The organism is Nostoc sp. S13, from assembly GCF_029379315.1.
GTDB lineage: Bacteria > Cyanobacteriota > Cyanobacteriia > Cyanobacteriales > Nostocaceae > Nostoc.
The window spans coordinates 16,544-34,267 of the sequence record NZ_JAQYWQ010000079.1 but is presented as its reverse complement, the minus strand read 5'-3'; the positions used below and the strand labels follow the sequence as shown (position 1 = coordinate 34,267).

14 protein-coding genes and 1 pseudogene are annotated in these 17,724 nt (G+C 42.1%); 5 read left to right on the top strand and 10 right to left on the bottom strand.

Translation table 11 applies throughout. The annotated features are described in order from the left end of the window. A partial coding sequence (locus PUQ00_RS21955) for a COR domain-containing protein (RefSeq protein WP_300420728.1) occupies window positions 1-2,350 on the top strand: 2,350 nt, incomplete at its 5' end. Window positions 2,351-2,419: 69 nt separating this feature from the next. Continuing rightward, window positions 2,420-2,617, top strand: coding sequence for a hypothetical protein (locus PUQ00_RS21950; protein ID WP_300420726.1), 198 nt, complete (start codon window positions 2,420-2,422; stop codon window positions 2,615-2,617). On the opposite strand, the gene PUQ00_RS21945 is transcribed toward PUQ00_RS21950, so the two are convergent. The 10 genes and pseudogenes from PUQ00_RS21945 to PUQ00_RS21900 form a co-directional block, all read right to left on the bottom strand. Next, entirely contained in the window at window positions 2,602-2,994 is a 393-nt protein-coding gene (locus PUQ00_RS21945; RefSeq protein WP_300420723.1) for a hypothetical protein, read from the bottom strand. The two genes, PUQ00_RS21950 and PUQ00_RS21945, sit on opposite strands and share 16 nt — an antisense overlap. A gap of 122 nt (window positions 2,995-3,116) precedes the next feature. After that, entirely contained in the window at window positions 3,117-5,180 is a 2,064-nt protein-coding gene (locus PUQ00_RS21940; RefSeq protein ID WP_300420720.1) for a tetratricopeptide repeat protein, read from the bottom strand. Between the two features lie 38 nt (window positions 5,181-5,218). Next, the gene (locus PUQ00_RS21935; RefSeq protein WP_300420718.1) at window positions 5,219-5,968 is read right to left on the bottom strand and encodes a toll/interleukin-1 receptor domain-containing protein; all 750 of its coding nucleotides are present in this window, start codon (window positions 5,966-5,968) and stop codon (window positions 5,219-5,221) included. A 273-nt stretch (window positions 5,969-6,241) separates the two neighbouring features. Continuing rightward, complete coding sequence (locus PUQ00_RS21930; protein WP_300420715.1) at window positions 6,242-6,541, bottom strand: hypothetical protein; 300 nt, start codon at window positions 6,539-6,541, stop codon at window positions 6,242-6,244. Window positions 6,542-6,610: 69 nt separating this feature from the next. Then, window positions 6,611-7,177: pseudogene (locus PUQ00_RS21925) on the bottom strand (Uma2 family endonuclease). 47 nt (window positions 7,178-7,224) lie between these two features. After that, window positions 7,225-8,268 (bottom strand): agmatinase SpeB, encoded by a 1,044-nt coding sequence (gene speB, locus PUQ00_RS21920; RefSeq protein WP_300420713.1) that lies wholly within the window; start codon window positions 8,266-8,268, stop codon window positions 7,225-7,227. Between the two features lie 657 nt (window positions 8,269-8,925). Further along, complete coding sequence (locus PUQ00_RS21915; RefSeq protein ID WP_300420711.1) at window positions 8,926-9,849, bottom strand: tetratricopeptide repeat protein; 924 nt, start codon at window positions 9,847-9,849, stop codon at window positions 8,926-8,928. A 169-nt stretch (window positions 9,850-10,018) separates the two neighbouring features. Next, window positions 10,019-10,357 (bottom strand): cytochrome c6 PetJ, encoded by a 339-nt coding sequence (gene petJ, locus PUQ00_RS21910; RefSeq protein ID WP_300420736.1) that lies wholly within the window; start codon window positions 10,355-10,357, stop codon window positions 10,019-10,021. Between the two features lie 430 nt (window positions 10,358-10,787). Beyond that, window positions 10,788-11,282: a GNAT family N-acetyltransferase gene (locus PUQ00_RS21905; protein WP_300420709.1), complete on the bottom strand. Its 495-nt coding sequence runs from the start codon at window positions 11,280-11,282 to the stop codon at window positions 10,788-10,790. A 391-nt stretch (window positions 11,283-11,673) separates the two neighbouring features. Further along, a complete protein-coding gene (locus PUQ00_RS21900; protein ID WP_300420706.1) occupies window positions 11,674-12,846 on the bottom strand; it encodes an RpoD/SigA family RNA polymerase sigma factor in 1,173 nt (390 codons plus the stop codon). An 801-nt stretch (window positions 12,847-13,647) separates the two neighbouring features. Here PUQ00_RS21900 and priA point away from each other — a divergent pair. From priA to PUQ00_RS21885, 3 genes are all read left to right on the top strand, one after another. Then, window positions 13,648-16,263: a primosomal protein N' gene (gene priA / locus PUQ00_RS21895; protein WP_300420703.1), complete on the top strand. Its 2,616-nt coding sequence runs from the start codon at window positions 13,648-13,650 to the stop codon at window positions 16,261-16,263. A gap of 103 nt (window positions 16,264-16,366) precedes the next feature. Further along, a complete protein-coding gene (locus tag PUQ00_RS21890) occupies window positions 16,367-16,864 on the top strand; it encodes a GNAT family N-acetyltransferase (RefSeq protein ID WP_300420701.1) in 498 nt (165 codons plus the stop codon). A 125-nt stretch (window positions 16,865-16,989) separates the two neighbouring features. Further along, complete coding sequence (locus PUQ00_RS21885; RefSeq protein WP_300420698.1) at window positions 16,990-17,622, top strand: TetR/AcrR family transcriptional regulator; 633 nt, start codon at window positions 16,990-16,992, stop codon at window positions 17,620-17,622. Window positions 17,623-17,724 lie beyond the last annotated feature (102 nt).

Sequence of the window (17,724 nt, the reverse complement as noted above, 5' to 3'; positions counted from 1 at the left end):
CAGCAGTCTGCCACCGGAATTTGGCCAACTCACCAACCTGCAATCCCTCCACCTCTACAGTAATCAACTCAGCAGTCTGCCACCGGAATTTGGCCAACTGCAAAATCTGAAAAAGCTGGATCTTCGTAGAAATCCAGTTCCGATTCCACCAGAGATTTTGGGGTCGAAGGATTTATCCAAAGATCCGGGTGATGTGAATGAAATTCTCGATTTCTATTTTCGGGTGCAAAATCCAGCCGAAACAGAACCTTTCTACGAAGCAAAATTCTTAATTATAGGCGAAGGAGGAGCCGGTAAAACCTCTTTAGCCAAGAAAATTGCAGATGAAACCTACCAACTCCAGCCAGATGAAGAATCAACCGAAGGCATTGAAGTGATCCAGTGGCACTTTACACAGCCCAATGGTAAAAATTTTCGCGTCAACATCTGGGATTTTGGCGGTCAAGAAATCTACCACGAAACACATCAGTTTTTCCTCAGCAAGCGATCGCTCTATGCTTTAGTTGCCGACACTCGCAAAGAAAACACCGACTTTTACTGGTGGCTTAAGGTTGTCGAACTCTTAAGCGACAAGAGTCCAGTTATCATCATCAAAAACGAAAAACAAGACCGTGATTGCCCAGTTAATGAGCGCCAGTTACGAGGAGAATTTAGCAACCTGAAGGAAACACTGGCAACCAATTTAGAAACTAATCGCGGTTTAACAGAGATTAAGGACGCGATTCAGCTTTACATCAGCAGACTTGACCACGTTCGTACACCTCTACCAAAACTCTGGGTAAGAGTTAAAGCAGCATTAGAGAACGATTTCCGAAATTACATTAGCTTTGAAGAATACTCTACCATTTGCCGACTTAATAAATTAACAGACCGTAAAGATATGCTGCGTTTGAGCAACTATCTTCATGACCTCGGCGTTTGCCTGCATTTTCAAGACGATTCTACACTTAAACACTGTGTCATCCTCAAACCCGAATGGGGAACTAGTGCCGTCTACAAAGTTTTGGACAATGACAATGTTAAGAAAAAGTTGGGTTGTTTTACCAAAAACGCCCTCAAAGATATTTGGCAAGACGACGAATATGCACATATGCGAGATGAACTCCTGCAATTAATGATGCAGTTCAAGCTTTGCTACGAAATTCCCGGTCGTCCTGCTACTTATATTGCGCCTCAATTACTCTCCATTGAAAAAGCTGATTATACCTGGGGCGATCGCAACAATCTCATCCTGCGCTACATCTATGACTTTATGCCTAAAGGCATCCTCACCCGTTTTATTGTCGAGACGCACCCTTGGATTGAACAGCAAAAACTTGTTTGGAAAACAGGTGTTGTTCTCAACAAAGACCAAACTCGTGCAGAAGTCATTGAAAACTACAATCAAAGCGAAATTAAAATCCGTGTAGCCGGAAACCGCAAAAAAGAACTAATGGCTGTTGTCACCCATGAACTGGAAAAAATCCACAATTCTTACGAACGTTTGCAATATCAAACCCTAGTTCCCTGTAACTGTGAGACTTGCAAAAACCTGCTGACACCTCATTCCTATTCTCTGGACTCACTCAAAAAACGCTTGGATGCTAGCCGCTACCAGATTGAGTGCGACAAAAGCTATGAAATGGTAGATATCCGCAGATTAATCGATGATGTCATGTTCCAACCCGCTAAAGAAGATAGGGAAATCAACCCCCAAGTTGCACAGTTGCAAAGCGAACTGGAGCAAAAGCGAGATGAATCATTCACACATCGGTTACGAGATAGCAAAATGAATAGTCAATCTGTAATCGAGTTCGAGAAGGAAATTTTCATCTCCTATGCTTGGCGTGGAGAGAGTGAGCAATTTGTCAACCAACTAGATCAGAGTTTGCAGGCAAAAGGAATTAAAATCATCCGAGACAAACGCGATTTGGGCTACAAAGGACTGATTAAAGCCTTCATGGAACGGATTGGACGCGGGAAATGTGCGATCGCAATTATTAGTGACAAGTATTTAAAGTCTGACAATTGTATGTTTGAGCTAGTGCAAATTGCTAAAAACGGGGAATTTCATAATCGTATTTTCCCCATTGTGTTAGCAGATGCCCAAATTTATCAGCCTGTTACAAGACTTAAATATATTAAGCATTGGGAAGAACAAATTAAAGAATTAGACAAAGGTATCAGAGAAGTTGGTGCAGCTAATTTACAGGGATTTCGTGAAGAAATTGACCAGTACACTGAGATTCGCAACACCATCGCCGAACTCACCAACCTGCTAAAAGACATGAACACGCTGACTCCTGATATTCACAGCCAATCAGACTTTGAGGAATTGCTGAATGCGATCGCACAGCGTTTAGATGAGTAAAACTAGACTATTAGTGAGGTTAACAGGTAGAAATATCGCCCTTTTAACTCGACAGAAGGAGAAGCAACGATGAGCAGTAACTCGAATGAAACACTAGTAGAACAAACACTAACTTACACGCTAGAGATGAATGGCAAATTTTACTTAATTGAAAATCTACCTGCACGGGTTGAATCCACAGACAGGAGAACAATTTTTCTCTCCGTCTACGGGAGAACGGTTACAGCAGATTATTTACAACCAACAGCAGCCTATTCGTATTCTTGAAACGCCAGTGTATGACTTTGCTGCTTAAGATAAATCACACGACTTTTAACGAAGAAAAATGTTTGTGAATTAAGCAGGGAATCGTGAGGATTAAAGCCGCAACTTCGAGGATAAAAGGTGCAACTTCGAGGATAAAAGGTGCAACTTCGAGGATAAAAGGTCAAGCGATCGCCCTTTTTACTCGACAATTTATGTTCACAGGTGAAACGATCGCCCTTTTTACTCGACAATTCATGTTCACAGGTAAAATGATCGCCCTTTTTGCTCGACAATTCTTGTTCCAAAGTGGAAGCTTCGTGTTCAAAGGTGGAATGGTGAGGTTTTGAGATGGAGCGATGCCTGCGGCGGGCTGCGCCAACGCCCTTTTTGCTCGACAATTGGTGTTCCAGACTGGAAAAATGAAGCTTTGAGGTTGAGCGATACCTTCGGCACACTTCATGAACGCATTGTAAACAAGAGGCATTCGCACATTTGTGAGATAAATAAAACTGATAATATTCTACCCACCAAATAAACGCCCCCAAAAACCCTTCTTCTCATTTCTATAAATCTCTAAGTTTTTACGAAAAAGAGTGCTAGTAGGGTTAAGGCGAACAGCTATTTCCAGTTCGGTGATCGCTTCTTCCAACTTCCCTTGACCTTTTAGCGCAATCCCCAGGTTATTGTGAGCCATTGCTAAGTTTGGGTCGATTTGCAAAGCTCTTTGGTAGGCGGCGATCGCTTGTTCTAACTTTCCTTGTTTGGACAGTGCTAAACCCAGGTTAGTGTGAGCGCTTGCTAAGTTTGGGTCGATTTGCAAAGCTCTTTGGTAGGCGGCGATCGCTTGTTCTAACTTTCCTTGTTTGGACAGTGCTAAACCCAGGTTAGTGTGAGCGCTTGCTAAGTTTGGGTCGATTTGCAAAGCTCTTTGGTAGGCGGCGATCGCTTGTTCTAACTTTCCTTGATCGTACAGTGCTAAACCCAGGTTATTGTGAGCGTTTGCATAGTTTGGGTCGATTTGTAAAGCTCTTTGGTAGGCGGCGATCGCTTGTTCCAACTTCCCTTGACCGTACAGTGCTAAACCCAGGTTCCTGTGAGCGAATGCAAAGTTTGGGTCGATTTGCAAAGCTCTTTGGTAGGCGGCGATCGCTTCTGACAACTTCCCTTGACCGTACAGTGCTAAACCCAGGTTATAGTGAGCGAATGCAAAGTTTGGGTCGATTTGCAAAGCTCTTTGGTAGGCGGCGATCGCTTCTGACAACTTCCCTTGACCGTACAGTGCTAAACCCAGGTTATAGTGAGCGAATGCAAAGTTTGGGTCGATTTGCAAAGCTCTTTGGTAGGCGGCGATCGCTTCTGACAACTTCCCTTGATTTTTCAGCGCAGCCCCCAGGTTACTGTGAGCGAGTGCATAGTTTGGGTCGATTTCCAGAGCTTTTTGGTAGGCGGTGATCGCTTCTTCCAACTTTCCTTGAGTGTACAGTGCTAAACCCAGGTTATTGTGAGCGATTATAGAGTTCGGGTCAAGACGGAGGGCTGCTTTGTACTTGACGGCTGCTTCCTCGAACTTTTTAGCTTCGCGCAAACGATCTGCTTCATTTATCAGGCTTGTGACTTTATCTTGGCGCTTTTCTTGCTCTTGTGCAGTGACTTGCTCTTCAAGGTGAGTTACATCCTCATTTCTGAGTTTTAGCATCTGCTGATAATTCTTTAGTCCTTCACGGCTGTAGTCACTGAGTGGATATTCCAATTGCAGCACTTCGATTAATTTTTGCTCGTATCGTTGCAACTTTTGCTGATAGTCCTCCAGTGATACCTCTACCTTTTGAACACTGACAACCTTTAGATACAAATCTCCCCGTTGATTGGTTATCGAGTTAAGTTTACCTTTACCTCGAATCCGCAACTTCTTACCAGGACTAAAACCAGATGGAACAGTCACAGTAATTGAGCCATCCTCCAGCGCAATCTTCTTTTCTGTACCGTAGGTCAATTCAGCGATGCTAAGAGGGAGTTCTAGCGTTAGGTCAGTTTCAACTTGATTGCCAGGTTGAGATGGAGCATTATCTACTGAGGATTCTAGAGCAATTGGCTCTTGGTTTGCTGAACTGTCTTTGGGAGGTGAGTAATTGGAGCTAGCAACTAATCGCGCCACCTCTTGCCGAATTCCCTTGACAACTTCTAAGAATGCTTCATCTCGATCAGTCCAGCTTTTTATCGGTTTGCGATTACTAGGCAGGGGTGACAATTTATCAATAGGAGGATTGTCCCAATCTACAGGGCGTAGCAATACCGGGATCACACGAGCCTTACCTGCTGCATTTTGTTCTAAGGCTCGTGTAACTTCAACTGTCCAGTGATAGTCTGAAGCAATAAAATCTGGACTCACCAACAGTAGAATTAGTCCAGCCTGTTTGAGGTGCTTATTAATTTCATCTTCAAACTCTTGCCCAGCGATAATTTCGCGCTTGTGCCAACTGGTAATAGTTTGTTCCCGCAGCAAAGTCGCTAGATGCATCTTTAACTCTTCGCGCAGTTCTTCATCTTTTTGGTGATAAGAAATAAAAACTTCAATAGACTTCATAGGGAATATAGCAAGATGTTGGCTGGTTTAAAAGAAAACTACAAAAGCTTTTGCTCGATTTCCTCAAGCTGCCCATCTAATCTACTATGTTCTGTTTGGCTTTCCTGAATTTGCGCTTCTAGCTTCAGCTTTGTAGATACATCGGTTTCAATGCCGTATGCTTGGCGCAGCCGACCTAATTTTGTGCTAGCCAGGTCATACTGTTGTTGCACTGAATCCCGTTCTTGCTCTAATCGGCGACGCTGGCGCTCAGTTAAACCCCCACTCGTTGCAGGAAGGCTGGAAGTCGCTGGTGTAGTAGTTTCAGAAGCAGTTGAGGAAGAGGTTTTTAATTTAGCAATATCTTCAACTACTCTGCGAATCCCTTGAGCGACATTTAAAAAAGCCTCATCTTGGTCTTGCCAGGTGGTGACAGGTTTAGCATTTTTGGGGAGTGCTTGCAGTTTACCAAAAGGCGCACCATTCCAGTCTGACGGCTTGAGAATAATCGGAATTACACGAGCTTCCCTTGTTTGATGTCGCTCCATTGCCCGTGTCATTTCTTTGTCATAGCAGTAATCTGAAGCCAGAAAGTTAGCACTCACTAACAGCAGAATGATATCTGCAACTTCAAGATTGTCATCAATGGCATTTGCCCATTCACTCCCAGCACTGATTTCGCGATCGTGCCAAGCCTCAATAACTCCTTGACGTTTCATCATGCTCAGATGAGTTGCCAACTCGTCACGCAACGCTTCGTCTTTGTGGGAGTAGGAAAAAAATACTTTAACTGCATTAGACTTATCCACAAATAAACCTCAAAATAGCTGAAACCCTTACATAGCTGGCTTTTTAGCTTATATAAAACAGGAACCTCTAAAACCCTCTCCAGAGCTAGGTTTCAGCCAAATAAAGTTCTCATTTCCGGATAAGTCTATTAGACATATTCTTGAATTTACTTCATTAAATAGCTGTACAGGAGTTTATAAGTTAATTTTGCCAAAATAAAAGCCCAAACGAAGAATATTTATTTATTCTCTGCGATCGCACTGCGGTTTGTTGCTGAGATAAATCCATCAGATTCACCAGCTTGCAAATAAGCCGCGCATCCAGATTGCTATCTCATTCAGTATCACCAACTTTATAGATATCAAAGCTAATAATTTTGCGTAGGCGTAGCCCGTCGTAGACATCGCTATTGGCAAATTCTCAAAGCAAACAAAGCGATCGCCCTTTTTACCCAACAATTTATGTTCCAAAGTGCAACTTCCAGGTTCTGAACTCGACAGTTCGAGCAAAAAGATACAACTTCCAGGTTCTGAACTCGATAGTTCGAGCAAAAAGATACAACTTCCGAGTTCTGAACTTGACAGTTCGAGCAAAAAGGTGCAACTTCCGAGTTCTGAACTCCAATGATGAGGCTTTTAACTCGACAATTCGTGTTTCAACTACTAATTACGAGTTGGTGTTAGCCACCTAAAAACCTGCTCAACTGTCAAATCCAGTGTTAAAAACTTTGGTGTGGGAAGACAATCGCTACTTGTCAACTCAATAGGTTCCTGTCCTGGTAAAAATGCTAAAATCAGTCGTTCCTCTGGATCGATTAACCATCCTAGCTGAGTACCATGTTTAAGGCAGTGCAAAATATTACTAATAACTTTAGTAGCTCTCTGCTCAGGTAAGAGAATTTCTACAGTCCAGTCGGGATAAATTTCAAAAGTATTGGGTACTTCGCCATCAGCTTCAAAAGGAATTCGTTCCCAAATGAAGACGGCAGCATCGGGAACAATAGAACGTCCACCAAATGTACAGCGCAATTCTGGAAAGGCGAGAGCAATTTGTGACGTTTGGGCAACTTGATTTACAGCATCACAAAACTTGAGTTACAGACGAGAGTGTTTGCCAGTAAGCATAGGTTTTTGGTAAATTCGACCGTCAATAAACTCACTAGCAGGCTTAGTTTCTGGCAGTTTGAGGAATTTTTCGAGGGTGAGAGACGGAGGAATTGCTGTTGTCATCGCCTTGAGTTCAGTATTATATTGCCACTCTGCCAAAATTTTATCCTTTATGTTTTCTGCTGAGATAAATCCATCAAGTTTGCCAGCTTGTAAACTACCCGCGCCCCAACATTACCATCCCATTCCCCATCACCGACTTCGCAGATATCAAAGCCAATAATTTTTTTCCCACTATTCACCAATTCCCGGAACAGACAAAATGTTTGCTCTAATTCCAACCCACCTGGAACAGGAGTACCTGTACTCGGACAGAGTTTTGGATCTAGACCATCTGCATCAAAGCTAATGTAAACATACTCAGGTAAATGACTGATAATTTCTCGGCATAAATCAATCCAAGTTGTTCCAGAGTAAAGCTTTTGCTTAATAGCTGGGTCGTAATAAGCAATAATGCGATCGCTAGATTGGTCAATCATTTGCACTTCATCATGACTAATATCACGCAAAGCTACTTGCACTAACTTAGAAATTTGCGGTATTTTCATCGCATTAAACATAATAGACGCATGGGAAAACTCAAATCCCTCATAGGCATCGCGTAAATCTGCGTGAGCATCAATGTGCAAAATACCATAGTTTGCGTAGTTAGCCGCTAATGCTTGGAAATAACCTAAAGGCGAACTGTGATCCCCACCAATGACTGCAACTCGCTTACCATTATTAATTGCTTCTTGACAATTTTTAAACAGCCATTGATTCACCTGTTGACAAGCCTGATTAATTTCTGTCAGCACAGGTGTTAAATCTGGTGTATCTGAGAGTTGTTTACCTTGGGCTAATCGCTGAATAATTTTTGCTGCCAAGGTGCGATAGTATGTGTTATTCTCTACAATATCCTGGGGAATTTCCACCATAAAAATTCCCTGTTTCCAACCATCAGGGTGATCAAAATCGAACAAATCCAGTTGAGTTGATGCATCGAGAATTCGCTGTGGGCCATTAGCAGTGCCTGCGCCATAGGAAACAGTGACTTCCCACGGCACACCAAAGACAATCAAGTTTGCAGACTCGTAATCGCAGGGCAAACCTAAGAGGTTGCCATTTACTTCACCTACGCCGCTAGGATTATAATCTTTTAATTGATTACTCATTAAGTATCTTCTGGATTTATGTGGATAGACAGCACGCCGCCTAGTGGACATCTGCATTGTAATCAAAATTTTTCACAGAATGATCCAAATATGTTGGTATGGAACATTGTTCATTGGTGTCAACTTAAGGTTAAAAGGGCGGTTAGAAACCGCGTCTAGACGAGGCAAAAGCTTAATTTTAACTTAATCCGCGTAGGCAGACTAACCCTCTCCCAATACGGTTCGGTTAAGGCAAGAGACGCGATAAATCGCCGTCTCTACAAAGGACTGATTATTGTAAAGACGGCGATTTATCGCGTCTTTGCAATCTAGGGTGTGTCATCAAAAAACCTTATCCGAACTGTATTGAACCCTCTCCTGACAGAGACGCTAGGCGTAGCTTGTCCCGTAGGGAAGTGGTACGGGTTCTCCAAAGAAGTACGTTTGTGTAGTAGCGAATTATATTCGCCTAATAGTTTTAAAACATCCTCTTACCTCGACTTTATCCATTTTTTGGCAACGCTCAAGCTGACGCTGAAACCTTTGTGGGACAGTAGCTTTACTTTTTGGATTTAATCGTGAATCAGTTACATGGAAAAAGTTTTTGCCAAAAAGCTAGGGTTTTTGCTCTATAAAGAGATGCAAGTCTTAATTTTGGATAAAGTCGAGCTTACGGTATTAGAAAAGAGCAATTTCAGTTGCAAACGAAATTTCTTGTCGCAAACTCTTCAGTAAATCTAGAGTTTTTGCGTAGGCAACTCTCTTGCCTTGGTTTTCAAAGTATTCAGATGCTTTTTGTAAATCAGACATCGCTCCTTGATGATATCCTAAGCGATAACGAGCTACTCCCCGATTAAGGTAAGCCTGGGCGTTACTTGGATTAAGCCTAATGACTTGGGAAAAATCACGCACTGCACCAAAGTCATCTTTATTTCGTCCGCAAGCACAACCCCGGTTAAAATACGCTCTATAATCATTAGCATTGAGACGAATTGCGAGATTAAAGTCGAGCATAGCTGCTTGGGTATTTTGCAAGACCAAATGCGCCAAACCTCGGTCATTGTAGATATCTGCAAGCAGTAAGCTACTGATTCTCTTAATTTGAGTTAAGGCTAAATTAAAGTCGAGAATTGCCTCAAAGTCTTTCCCTTCCCCAGCCCTGGCTAGCCCTCGGTTATAGTAAGCTCGGAAATCGTAGGGTTTAAGTGCGAGCGCTCGATTATGATCGACAATGGCAGCTGGATAATCCCCTTGTCTATAGTGTGCCAGTCCTCGATTCAGATAAGCCTCAAAGTTATCAGGTGCAAAATTTATTGCTTGAGTACAATCTGTAACAGCTTGATGGTAATCTTGTAATTGGAGATAAGCAAGACAGCGATCGCTATAAGCTACAGCATAATTTTTCTCAAGTTCAATCGCCTGGTTAAAATTCTCTATTGCTTCCTGGTAATCACCGCGCCGCATCTTATCTACACCTAATTCAAAGAAATCACCTGCTGTAATTTGGGTGATTAAAATGGGTGAAGAATATGCAGGCAAAATCAAAAAAGTGAGAGAAAAAGCAATAATTACACTAAGAAATAATCGCCACAAATCACTCATAATACCAAATTAGGATAAGTAGTATTGTTTCAGACGTTTAGAACAGTCTTTTTGTAAAGACTCTTAATCCAAAATTGTTATAAGCACCCTATTTGATAATTTCAGCAGTAACAAAATTGGCGGGACATAAAGCCCCGCTAATTTTTAATTTTTGAAGTTAGATTTTAGTCTAGTTCTTCCAGTTCTTATCTGCTTGTGAAAGCACATAGGCAGCTACATTTTCAATTTGGTCAGACTTCAAACGGCTGCCAAAGGCGGGCATAGCACCTTTACCTTTTGTAACCTGGGCAATAATCTTGTCTGCTGAGTACAAACCATACTTTTCCAAATCCGCCTTCTTCAGGCTTTTGGCAGCATTAACCAGATTTTTCCCTCCCGCATGACAAGAGGCACAATTGGCACTAAATATTTTAGCTCCACTAACAACATCTCCTGCGAAAGCTGGACTACTGAAGGCAAAGGTGAAGATTGCTATGCCTAACAACATCACTGTAATAATTTTTTTCATTTTGTGTTCCCTCTGCAATAACGGCTTATTCGGTGCAATATCTTCTATAATTGTCAGTTGAGGAGTTGCCATAGTCAAATGACAATCTGTCAAACTTCGCCCGAAAATTTTTTTAATTTTGAATATTCGGGATTTTAGATTTAGGGTTGTTAGTACAGAGCGATGTTTGACGACAAGATACTTTTCTACGAAACGTTACGCGTAACTACACTGATGATTAAAATACAAATTTATGTATATAGCAATCCTATTTGATTTGTGAAAATTGCAAGCCGCAGCTCCCCGACTGCTTAAAGAAGTCGGGGATCTTATTTGTTACGAATAGATTCAGAATTGCTATATAAGTATAAATCCTTTACAACCAATAATTCATAAAAATTTAAGGATGAAATATTCAAGATAAAAATTGTCTCGTTTCATCCTTTGTTCTTTAGTTGACAGCCCCTAACTGAATAAGCACATCTTCTGTAACACGACAAATTCGCCAATCATCTAATATAGATGCTCCCATACTACGGTAGAACGCTTGGGCTGATTCGTTCCAATCCAACACACTCCACTCTAACCGCCCACAATCACGTTCTACAGCTATTTGGGCTACTTTAGTAAGGAGAGCTTTACCAATACCTTGCCTGCGATATTCTGGTAAAACAAATAAATCTTCCAGATAAATTCCTGGCTTAGTCAAAAATGTTGAATAATTATGAAAAAATAAGGCAAAACCAACAGCTTGACCCGCAGATTCTGCTAAGATTGCCTCTACATACCTACGTGAACCAAATAAATGCTCCTTAAGTGCTAGAGCATTGCCAGTAATAGCGTGAGATAATTTTTCATACTCTGCAAGTCCCTGAATTAATTTAAACAGTACGCTGTAATCAGCTGGTTCAGCAAAACGCACAATCAAATTGCCACGCGAAGTCATTATTCTATAGTCGATAGTTCATAGTCCATAGTCTATAGGCAACTGTGCAATTTTTTTTGAGTAATAACTAAACGTGAGTTCGACAAGTTTTATTTGACCTCTCAAGAGCAGTCCCTCTCCGACGCGGAGAGGGGAGCAAAAAGCTGAATTTTTCGTTGCTCCTCCCTTTCCGTTTCGGAGAGGGAGGCTGTCCGGGAGAGGTTCATCGAACTTACGTTAGGGACTTCCAACAAATAAATTATCCAATCTTGTGGGGTGGACATCTTGTCCGCCCTTGGCTACGCGATAATACAACGCACTGGCCACCCGACTAAATTTAAAGTTTTGCACTTTATTCGATCTATGTTCGTTAATGAAGCTAATTAGATCAGGTATTGTATCTCTATCTTCATTAAATCAACCAACCTTTTAAGCGTTTGGCAATGTGAGGACGCCGTAATTTTCGCATGGCTTTGCTTTGAATTTGTCGCACTCGCTCACGAGAAAGATTAAACATGTTGCCAACTTCTTCTAAGGTACAGGGTTCGCTGGTTGTCAAACCATAACGCAGAGAAATCACATCTTTCTCCCGTGGAGTTAACACGTCACCCAAGACTTCCCAAATCTCCTGACGCATCATGTTTTCGTTCATTTTTGCTTCTGGAGACAGGTTATCTTCATCTTCTAGCAAATCCATCAATTCCGTGTCTTCTTCTTTACCGACGCGGTGGTTGAGAGAAAGTGCTTGACGCCGTAGCTGTTGTAGCTGGCGTAGTTGTTGCACACTAATTTCCAAAGCTTCTGCCATTTCAGCTTCGGTGGGATTACGAGAGAGTTTTTGTTTGAGTTCCCGTTGTGCTTTTTTCAGCTTGTTAAGCTTTTCAACAATATGAATAGGTAGCCGGATTGTCCGCGCATCATTAGCTATAGCTCTGGTGATCGCTTGTCTAATCCACCAATAGGCGTAAGTAGAAAACTTATATCCTTTATCTGGATCAAACTTTTCTGTAGCACGATTTAAACCCATTGCTCCTTCCTGAATTAAATCCAGAAAGGGCACTCCCCGATTCAGATATCGCTTGGCAATAGAAACTACCAATCTCAGGTTCGAGCGAATCATTTTGCGTTTCGCTACTCTACCTTGATACAAGCGACTTTCTAATTGCTTTTCGGTCATTTCTAGCTCAGAAGCCACTTCTAGCTTACTAGGTTCCTGTCCCAGCTTTAAGTGTAAGGCAGCTTGTAATTCCCTAATTTCTTCTAGAAACCTGACTCGCCGCGCTAACTCTACCTCTTCATCAGGTTTTAGAAGCGGATAACGCGCCATTTCCTTAAAAAACGCGCCTACAGCATCATCATGTTCGGTTTTATTATATCCCGAAGGACGAGCCGCCCCCATCTCATCTCCATCGCGTTCGTCTGATTCCAGATTTTCTATTACAATTGGAGACTCTTCATCTGCTACTGGATCTAAACTTTCGAGTGATGGTTCTTCGCCATCAGCAGGGTTCTCCAGTATTTCCATTTTTCCCAATTCAAGAATATTCATAGTTTCCTTTAGGGATTGTTGTTTTGTTTGGTACATAATTTAGTTACAGCTACTCGTTTGAAGCTTGGTAGTTTTCCCTAATGGACGAATGCACCGGTTTAGATAGCGAAATACAAGCTTCTGCTAATTTGTCTTCAGAAATAAAAATCCGTATTTACCTACCAACTATAGGTTACGGTTAGATACAACCTATAACTAAACTGGACTTGAGACCTAACAAAACTTTCTTTTCAGGCTCACAACCAACATATATATTCTTCATTTTTTTCTTAATTATCAAATATGTCAAATCCTCCTCAAACTTTCTCAACCTTAACAAATATAAAAATCTCAGCTAACCATCCCAATTTCTTAAACTTTCATATATTTTTCTAAATAATTTTAATGTAGGCGTTGAAAGTCACTGGATACATCGAAAACCTGGTGCTGGGGTTATGCATTCCCGATTTAAAGTTACCGACATGATACAAATTACAATAATGGCAGCTTAATTTCGGAATGATCTTATTTGTATAAAATAATCTCATATACAGAAATGGTTGAATATCTATCGATAGGCGGAAAAAGGCTACTCCCTATTTAGTAGTTGGAGTAACTTTTGTAGATTTAGCCGAGATGCTTTTATTTGTAAGGTAGGCACAAAATATTTATTGCACGTATAGAAGAGGCAAAATTGTCTAGTAGATTACATAAGAGGAAACTTATCAAGTATTATGAAGGATAACAGTATTGTCAAATACCATTTGAGTCCAAAAAAGCAAAAAAATAGAGTTTAGTTAGCTAAGTTAATTGTGACTAGCTATATGAGTAAAATGTTAAACTATAAAGTCAGCAACTATGTATATTAATGGCGTAAATTTATCTCCTTTGGTGGTGGCCCAGGCTGGTGAATCGTACCATTCGGATGCAACTGTTAATAGGTGGGTTGAAGTACTGGTAGACTGTCCAGGAGCCTCAACGGAATTAGAGAAAGGGGAAAAACTGTATACGTATCGATTACCTGCCAAGTTAGAAGTAAAACCAGGGGACATTTTGAGTGTGCCATTTGGTTTACAACAGGTGGGAGGGGTAGCTATTCGTTTCCTGGCAAAACCCCCAGTAGATTTCGCACTAGAAAAAATCAAGGAAGTAGAAGATGTTATTCAAAGGGATTTCATCGGAGATAGTTACCTGACTCTGCTGGAACGGGTATCACAGTATTATTACACACAATTGATTCAGGTGATACGTATGGCGTTGCCGCCTGGATTATTGGGGCGATCGCAGCATCGCATTCGGCTGAAGCGAGAAAACATTCCCAATGGTGCAGTAGAATTCCTTGGTTCAACGGCAGCTCGTCAAATTCTCAAAATTCTGCAATCTCAAGTTGATGGGGACTACAGTTTCAAATTCCTCAAGCGCCAGATTCAAGGATTTGACTATGGAAAGAAGCAATTACTCGAACGCAATTGGGCAGAAAGTTATGTGGAATTACTTAGATATTCTCAACCCCAGACAAAACCAGTAGTCACCTTAGTTGCCGATGGATCTTACATTGATTTAAACAAGCGTCAACGGGAAATTTTAAAAGTGCTACGCGATTATGGGGGCGAGTTGTGGCTAAATGAGTTCCTCCAAATTTGTAAGACAACTACCCCTACTCTAAAAGGGTTAGAACAAAAGGGCTGTATCGTCATCGAAGAACGGGAAGTATTGCGAAGGGAACAAGGGCCAGCATTAGCTCAAGATCAACCAAAGTCATTAAATGCAGCCCAAGCTAGCGCCTTAGAAACAATCCAGACATTAGATGGATTTGCTCAAGTTTTGTTGCATGGGGTGACAGGTTCGGGAAAAACCGAAGTATATTTGCAAGCGATCGCACCCCTCCTCAAAGTTGGCAAATCCGCCCTTGTCTTAGTCCCAGAAATTGGACTCACACCCCAGCTAACTGATCGTTTTCGCGCCCGTTTTGGGAATAAAGTCAGCGTCTATCACAGCGCCCTCTCAGATGGTGAACGTTATGACACTTGGCGGCAAATGCTCACAGGAGAACCCCAAGTTGTCATTGGTACCCGCAGCGCCGTTTTCGCTCCTTTGCCTAAATTGGGTTTAATTATTTTAGATGAAGAACACGACAGCAGCTTTAAACAAGACTCCCCCATACCCACCTACCACGCCCGTACCGTCGCCCAGTGGCGAGCAGAATTAGAAAATTGTCCCTTGGTGTTGGGTTCCGCTACCCCTTCCTTGGAGAGTTGGGTAAGCGTCAGGAGGCAGAGAAGCAAGGGAGCAGGGGAGCAGGGGAGCAGGGGAGCAGGGGAAGAATTCGTAACTTATAACTCCTCATTCCTAACACTTCGGCAGGCTCAGGGCATCGCTCCTAACTCCTCACTTTACCTCTCCCTCCCCGAACGCATCAATTCCCGCCCTCTACCGCCAGTAGAAATAGTCGATATGCGGCAAGAGTTGCAGCAGGGAAATCGTTCTATATTTAGTAGATCGCTGCAAGCAGCTTTGCAACAGTTGCAACAGAGAAAACAACAGGGGATTTTATTTATCCATCGCCGGGGACACAGTACTTTTGTATCTTGCCGCAGTTGTGGATATGTGTTGGAATGTCCGCACTGTGATGTGTCGTTAGCGTATCACCACACCGAAGAAAAAGCGCCGGAATTACTGCGTTGTCATTATTGTAACTATGCGCGATCGCATCCCAAATTCTGCCCTGATTGTAGTTCCCCTTACCTGAAATTTTTCGGTAGCGGTACTCAACGAGTAACGCAGGAATTAGCGCGACAATTCCCAGAATTGCGTTTGATTCGCTTTGATAGCGATACCACCCGTAACAAAGGCTCACACCGTACCCTACTTACCCAATTTGCCAACGGCGAAGCAGATTTATTAGTAGGAACGCAAATGCTCACCAAAGGTTTAGATTTACCGCAGGTGACACTTGTGGGCGTCGTTGCTGCTGATGGATTGTTAAATTTATCAGATTACCGCGCCAGTGAACGGGCATTTCAAACCTTGACTCAAGTAGCTGGACGTGCTGGTAGAGGCGATGATCCAGGTAGGGTAATTGTGCAGACTTATACTACAGAGCATCAGGTAATTGCAGCAGTGCGATCGCACGATTATCAGTCTTTCTCTGAAGCTGAGTTAGAGCAACGCCAAGCACTCAATTATCCTCCATACGGGCGGTTAATTTTGTTACGTTTAAGTAGTCTCGATCCGATTCAAGTGCAGAATACGGCGCAAATTATTGCCACAGCCTTGAGTACAGAAGAAGAATTCGAGATATTGGGGCCAGCACCAGCCAGTATTTTACGAGTAGCTAATCGTTATCGCTGGCAGATATTGATTAAATTTGCCCCCGAGGCATTGCCACAATTGCCAGATTGGGAAGAAGTGCGATCGCTTTGTCCCCAATCTGTTAGCTTGACCATTGATGTAGACCCCATCAATATTATGTAACTCAATTGTAAGCGGCTAATACCAGTAAAGTCGTTGATAATTTAGCTAGTTGATGTGTTGCGATATCTAACAGGTATTTAATCTGAATGCCAGCCCTGAACCTATGAGCGCTAACGAAATATTTCTTCGACCTGCCCAGGAAACAGATGCCTGGGCGCTGAGTGCAATTCATATTGCTGCTATCAAAGCTTTGCCTACAACTTTCTACACCCAAAAAGAACTTTTAGCTTGGCGTAATTACCGCGACAAAGCCGATGGTTCAAATATCTTGAAGAGTATGAAACTAGAAACTTTCTGCGTTGCGATCGAGGGAGATTTTGTTAGAGGTTTTGCTAGTTTTATTGTTGATGAACTTATCGGGCTGTATGTCCATCCTAAATATCAAGGTAAAGGGATTGGACGTACTTTAGTTCAACATTTTTGCGATCAAGCAACTGAGCAAGGTATAGATAAGGTAATTACAAATGCTAGCCTTTATGCCGAAGGGTTTTATTTACGACTGGGATTTACTGCTATCCAAAGAGCGCCTCATTATTTAAGAAGTGGGGTAGTTGTCTCAGTTACTCAAATGAGTAAAACATTAGCTACCGCACTGAAATAGAAATAATTTCAGAGGGTAAAGATTTTTAACAACTTTAAAAATGCTGTTATCAAGATTATTTTTCCCCAAGTTACGACCACTTTTTCTACATAACCTATGATGTAAGTAAGTACTTGCCAGCATAAATGAATAAAAGCATCCGTTCATCAATTCTCACGCGTACACGTTTGATAGAAGCCGCCTCGCAGGTATTTGCTAGCTTAGGTGTTCAAGGAGCAACTACCCGTGAAATAGCTCGTGTTGCTGGTGTGAATGAGGTAACTTTATTTCGCCACTTTGCTAGCAAAGAACAACTTCTGGCAGCAGTAATCGAAAATGCCTTTGCACTTCAGACAGAAGCCCTTGCACACCCCGAAGCGTGGACGCAGGATCTAAAAATTGATTTAAGACACTATGCCCATCTTTATAATACGATGTTAGAGGCACAGGAAGACTTAATTCGTACTTTCATTGGAGAAGCTAAACGTCATCCAGAAGAAGCCAAACAAGTGATTCAAGAAGCTGCCAAGCTCTTAGGAGAAAAACTGGTAGCTTACCTGCAATCTAGTCAGAAACGAGGCATCGTCAGAGCAGACCTTGATCCATTTCCAGCAGTCGATATGTTTAAAGGAATGCTGTTAGCTGGAATGCTATGCCGCAGTGCAAAATTCAATCAAGGCAACTATAGCTGTGAGGACTATATTGAAACCTGTGTAGATATTTTTGTGCGCGGTATCAGTGTGACTCCCCTTTCAGTTTTCAAACAGCCTCTAAACTAGAAGCAAAATTAGACAATGAAGAAGAATTCAGAAGTCAGAATACATTCGTCAGAATCAAGACGCTCTCTACGAGACGCTAAAAGCGAACGCGGACTCGCTTTG

What these genes read in the sequence shown, in the direction of transcription:
- PUQ00_RS21915 (WP_300420711.1), bottom strand. Translation starts at nt 9,849, where the DNA reads ATGAGTGATTTGTGGCGATTATTTCTTAGTGTAATTATTGCTTTTTCT.
- priA (WP_300420703.1), top strand. Translation starts at nt 13,648, where the DNA reads ATGTATATTAATGGCGTAAATTTATCTCCTTTGGTGGTGGCCCAGGCT.
- PUQ00_RS21940 (WP_300420720.1), bottom strand. Translation starts at nt 5,180, where the DNA reads ATGAAGTCTATTGAAGTTTTTATTTCTTATCACCAAAAAGATGAAGAA.
- PUQ00_RS21950 (WP_300420726.1), top strand. Translation starts at nt 2,420, where the DNA reads ATGAGCAGTAACTCGAATGAAACACTAGTAGAACAAACACTAACTTAC.
- PUQ00_RS21900 (WP_300420706.1), bottom strand. Translation starts at nt 12,846, where the DNA reads ATGTACCAAACAAAACAACAATCCCTAAAGGAAACTATGAATATTCTT.
- PUQ00_RS21905 (WP_300420709.1), bottom strand. Translation starts at nt 11,282, where the DNA reads ATGACTTCGCGTGGCAATTTGATTGTGCGTTTTGCTGAACCAGCTGAT.
- PUQ00_RS21890 (WP_300420701.1), top strand. Translation starts at nt 16,367, where the DNA reads ATGAGCGCTAACGAAATATTTCTTCGACCTGCCCAGGAAACAGATGCC.
- PUQ00_RS21885 (WP_300420698.1), top strand. Translation starts at nt 16,990, where the DNA reads ATGAATAAAAGCATCCGTTCATCAATTCTCACGCGTACACGTTTGATA.
- petJ (WP_300420736.1), bottom strand. Translation starts at nt 10,357, where the DNA reads ATGAAAAAAATTATTACAGTGATGTTGTTAGGCATAGCAATCTTCACC.
- speB (WP_300420713.1), bottom strand. Translation starts at nt 8,268, where the DNA reads ATGAGTAATCAATTAAAAGATTATAATCCTAGCGGCGTAGGTGAAGTA.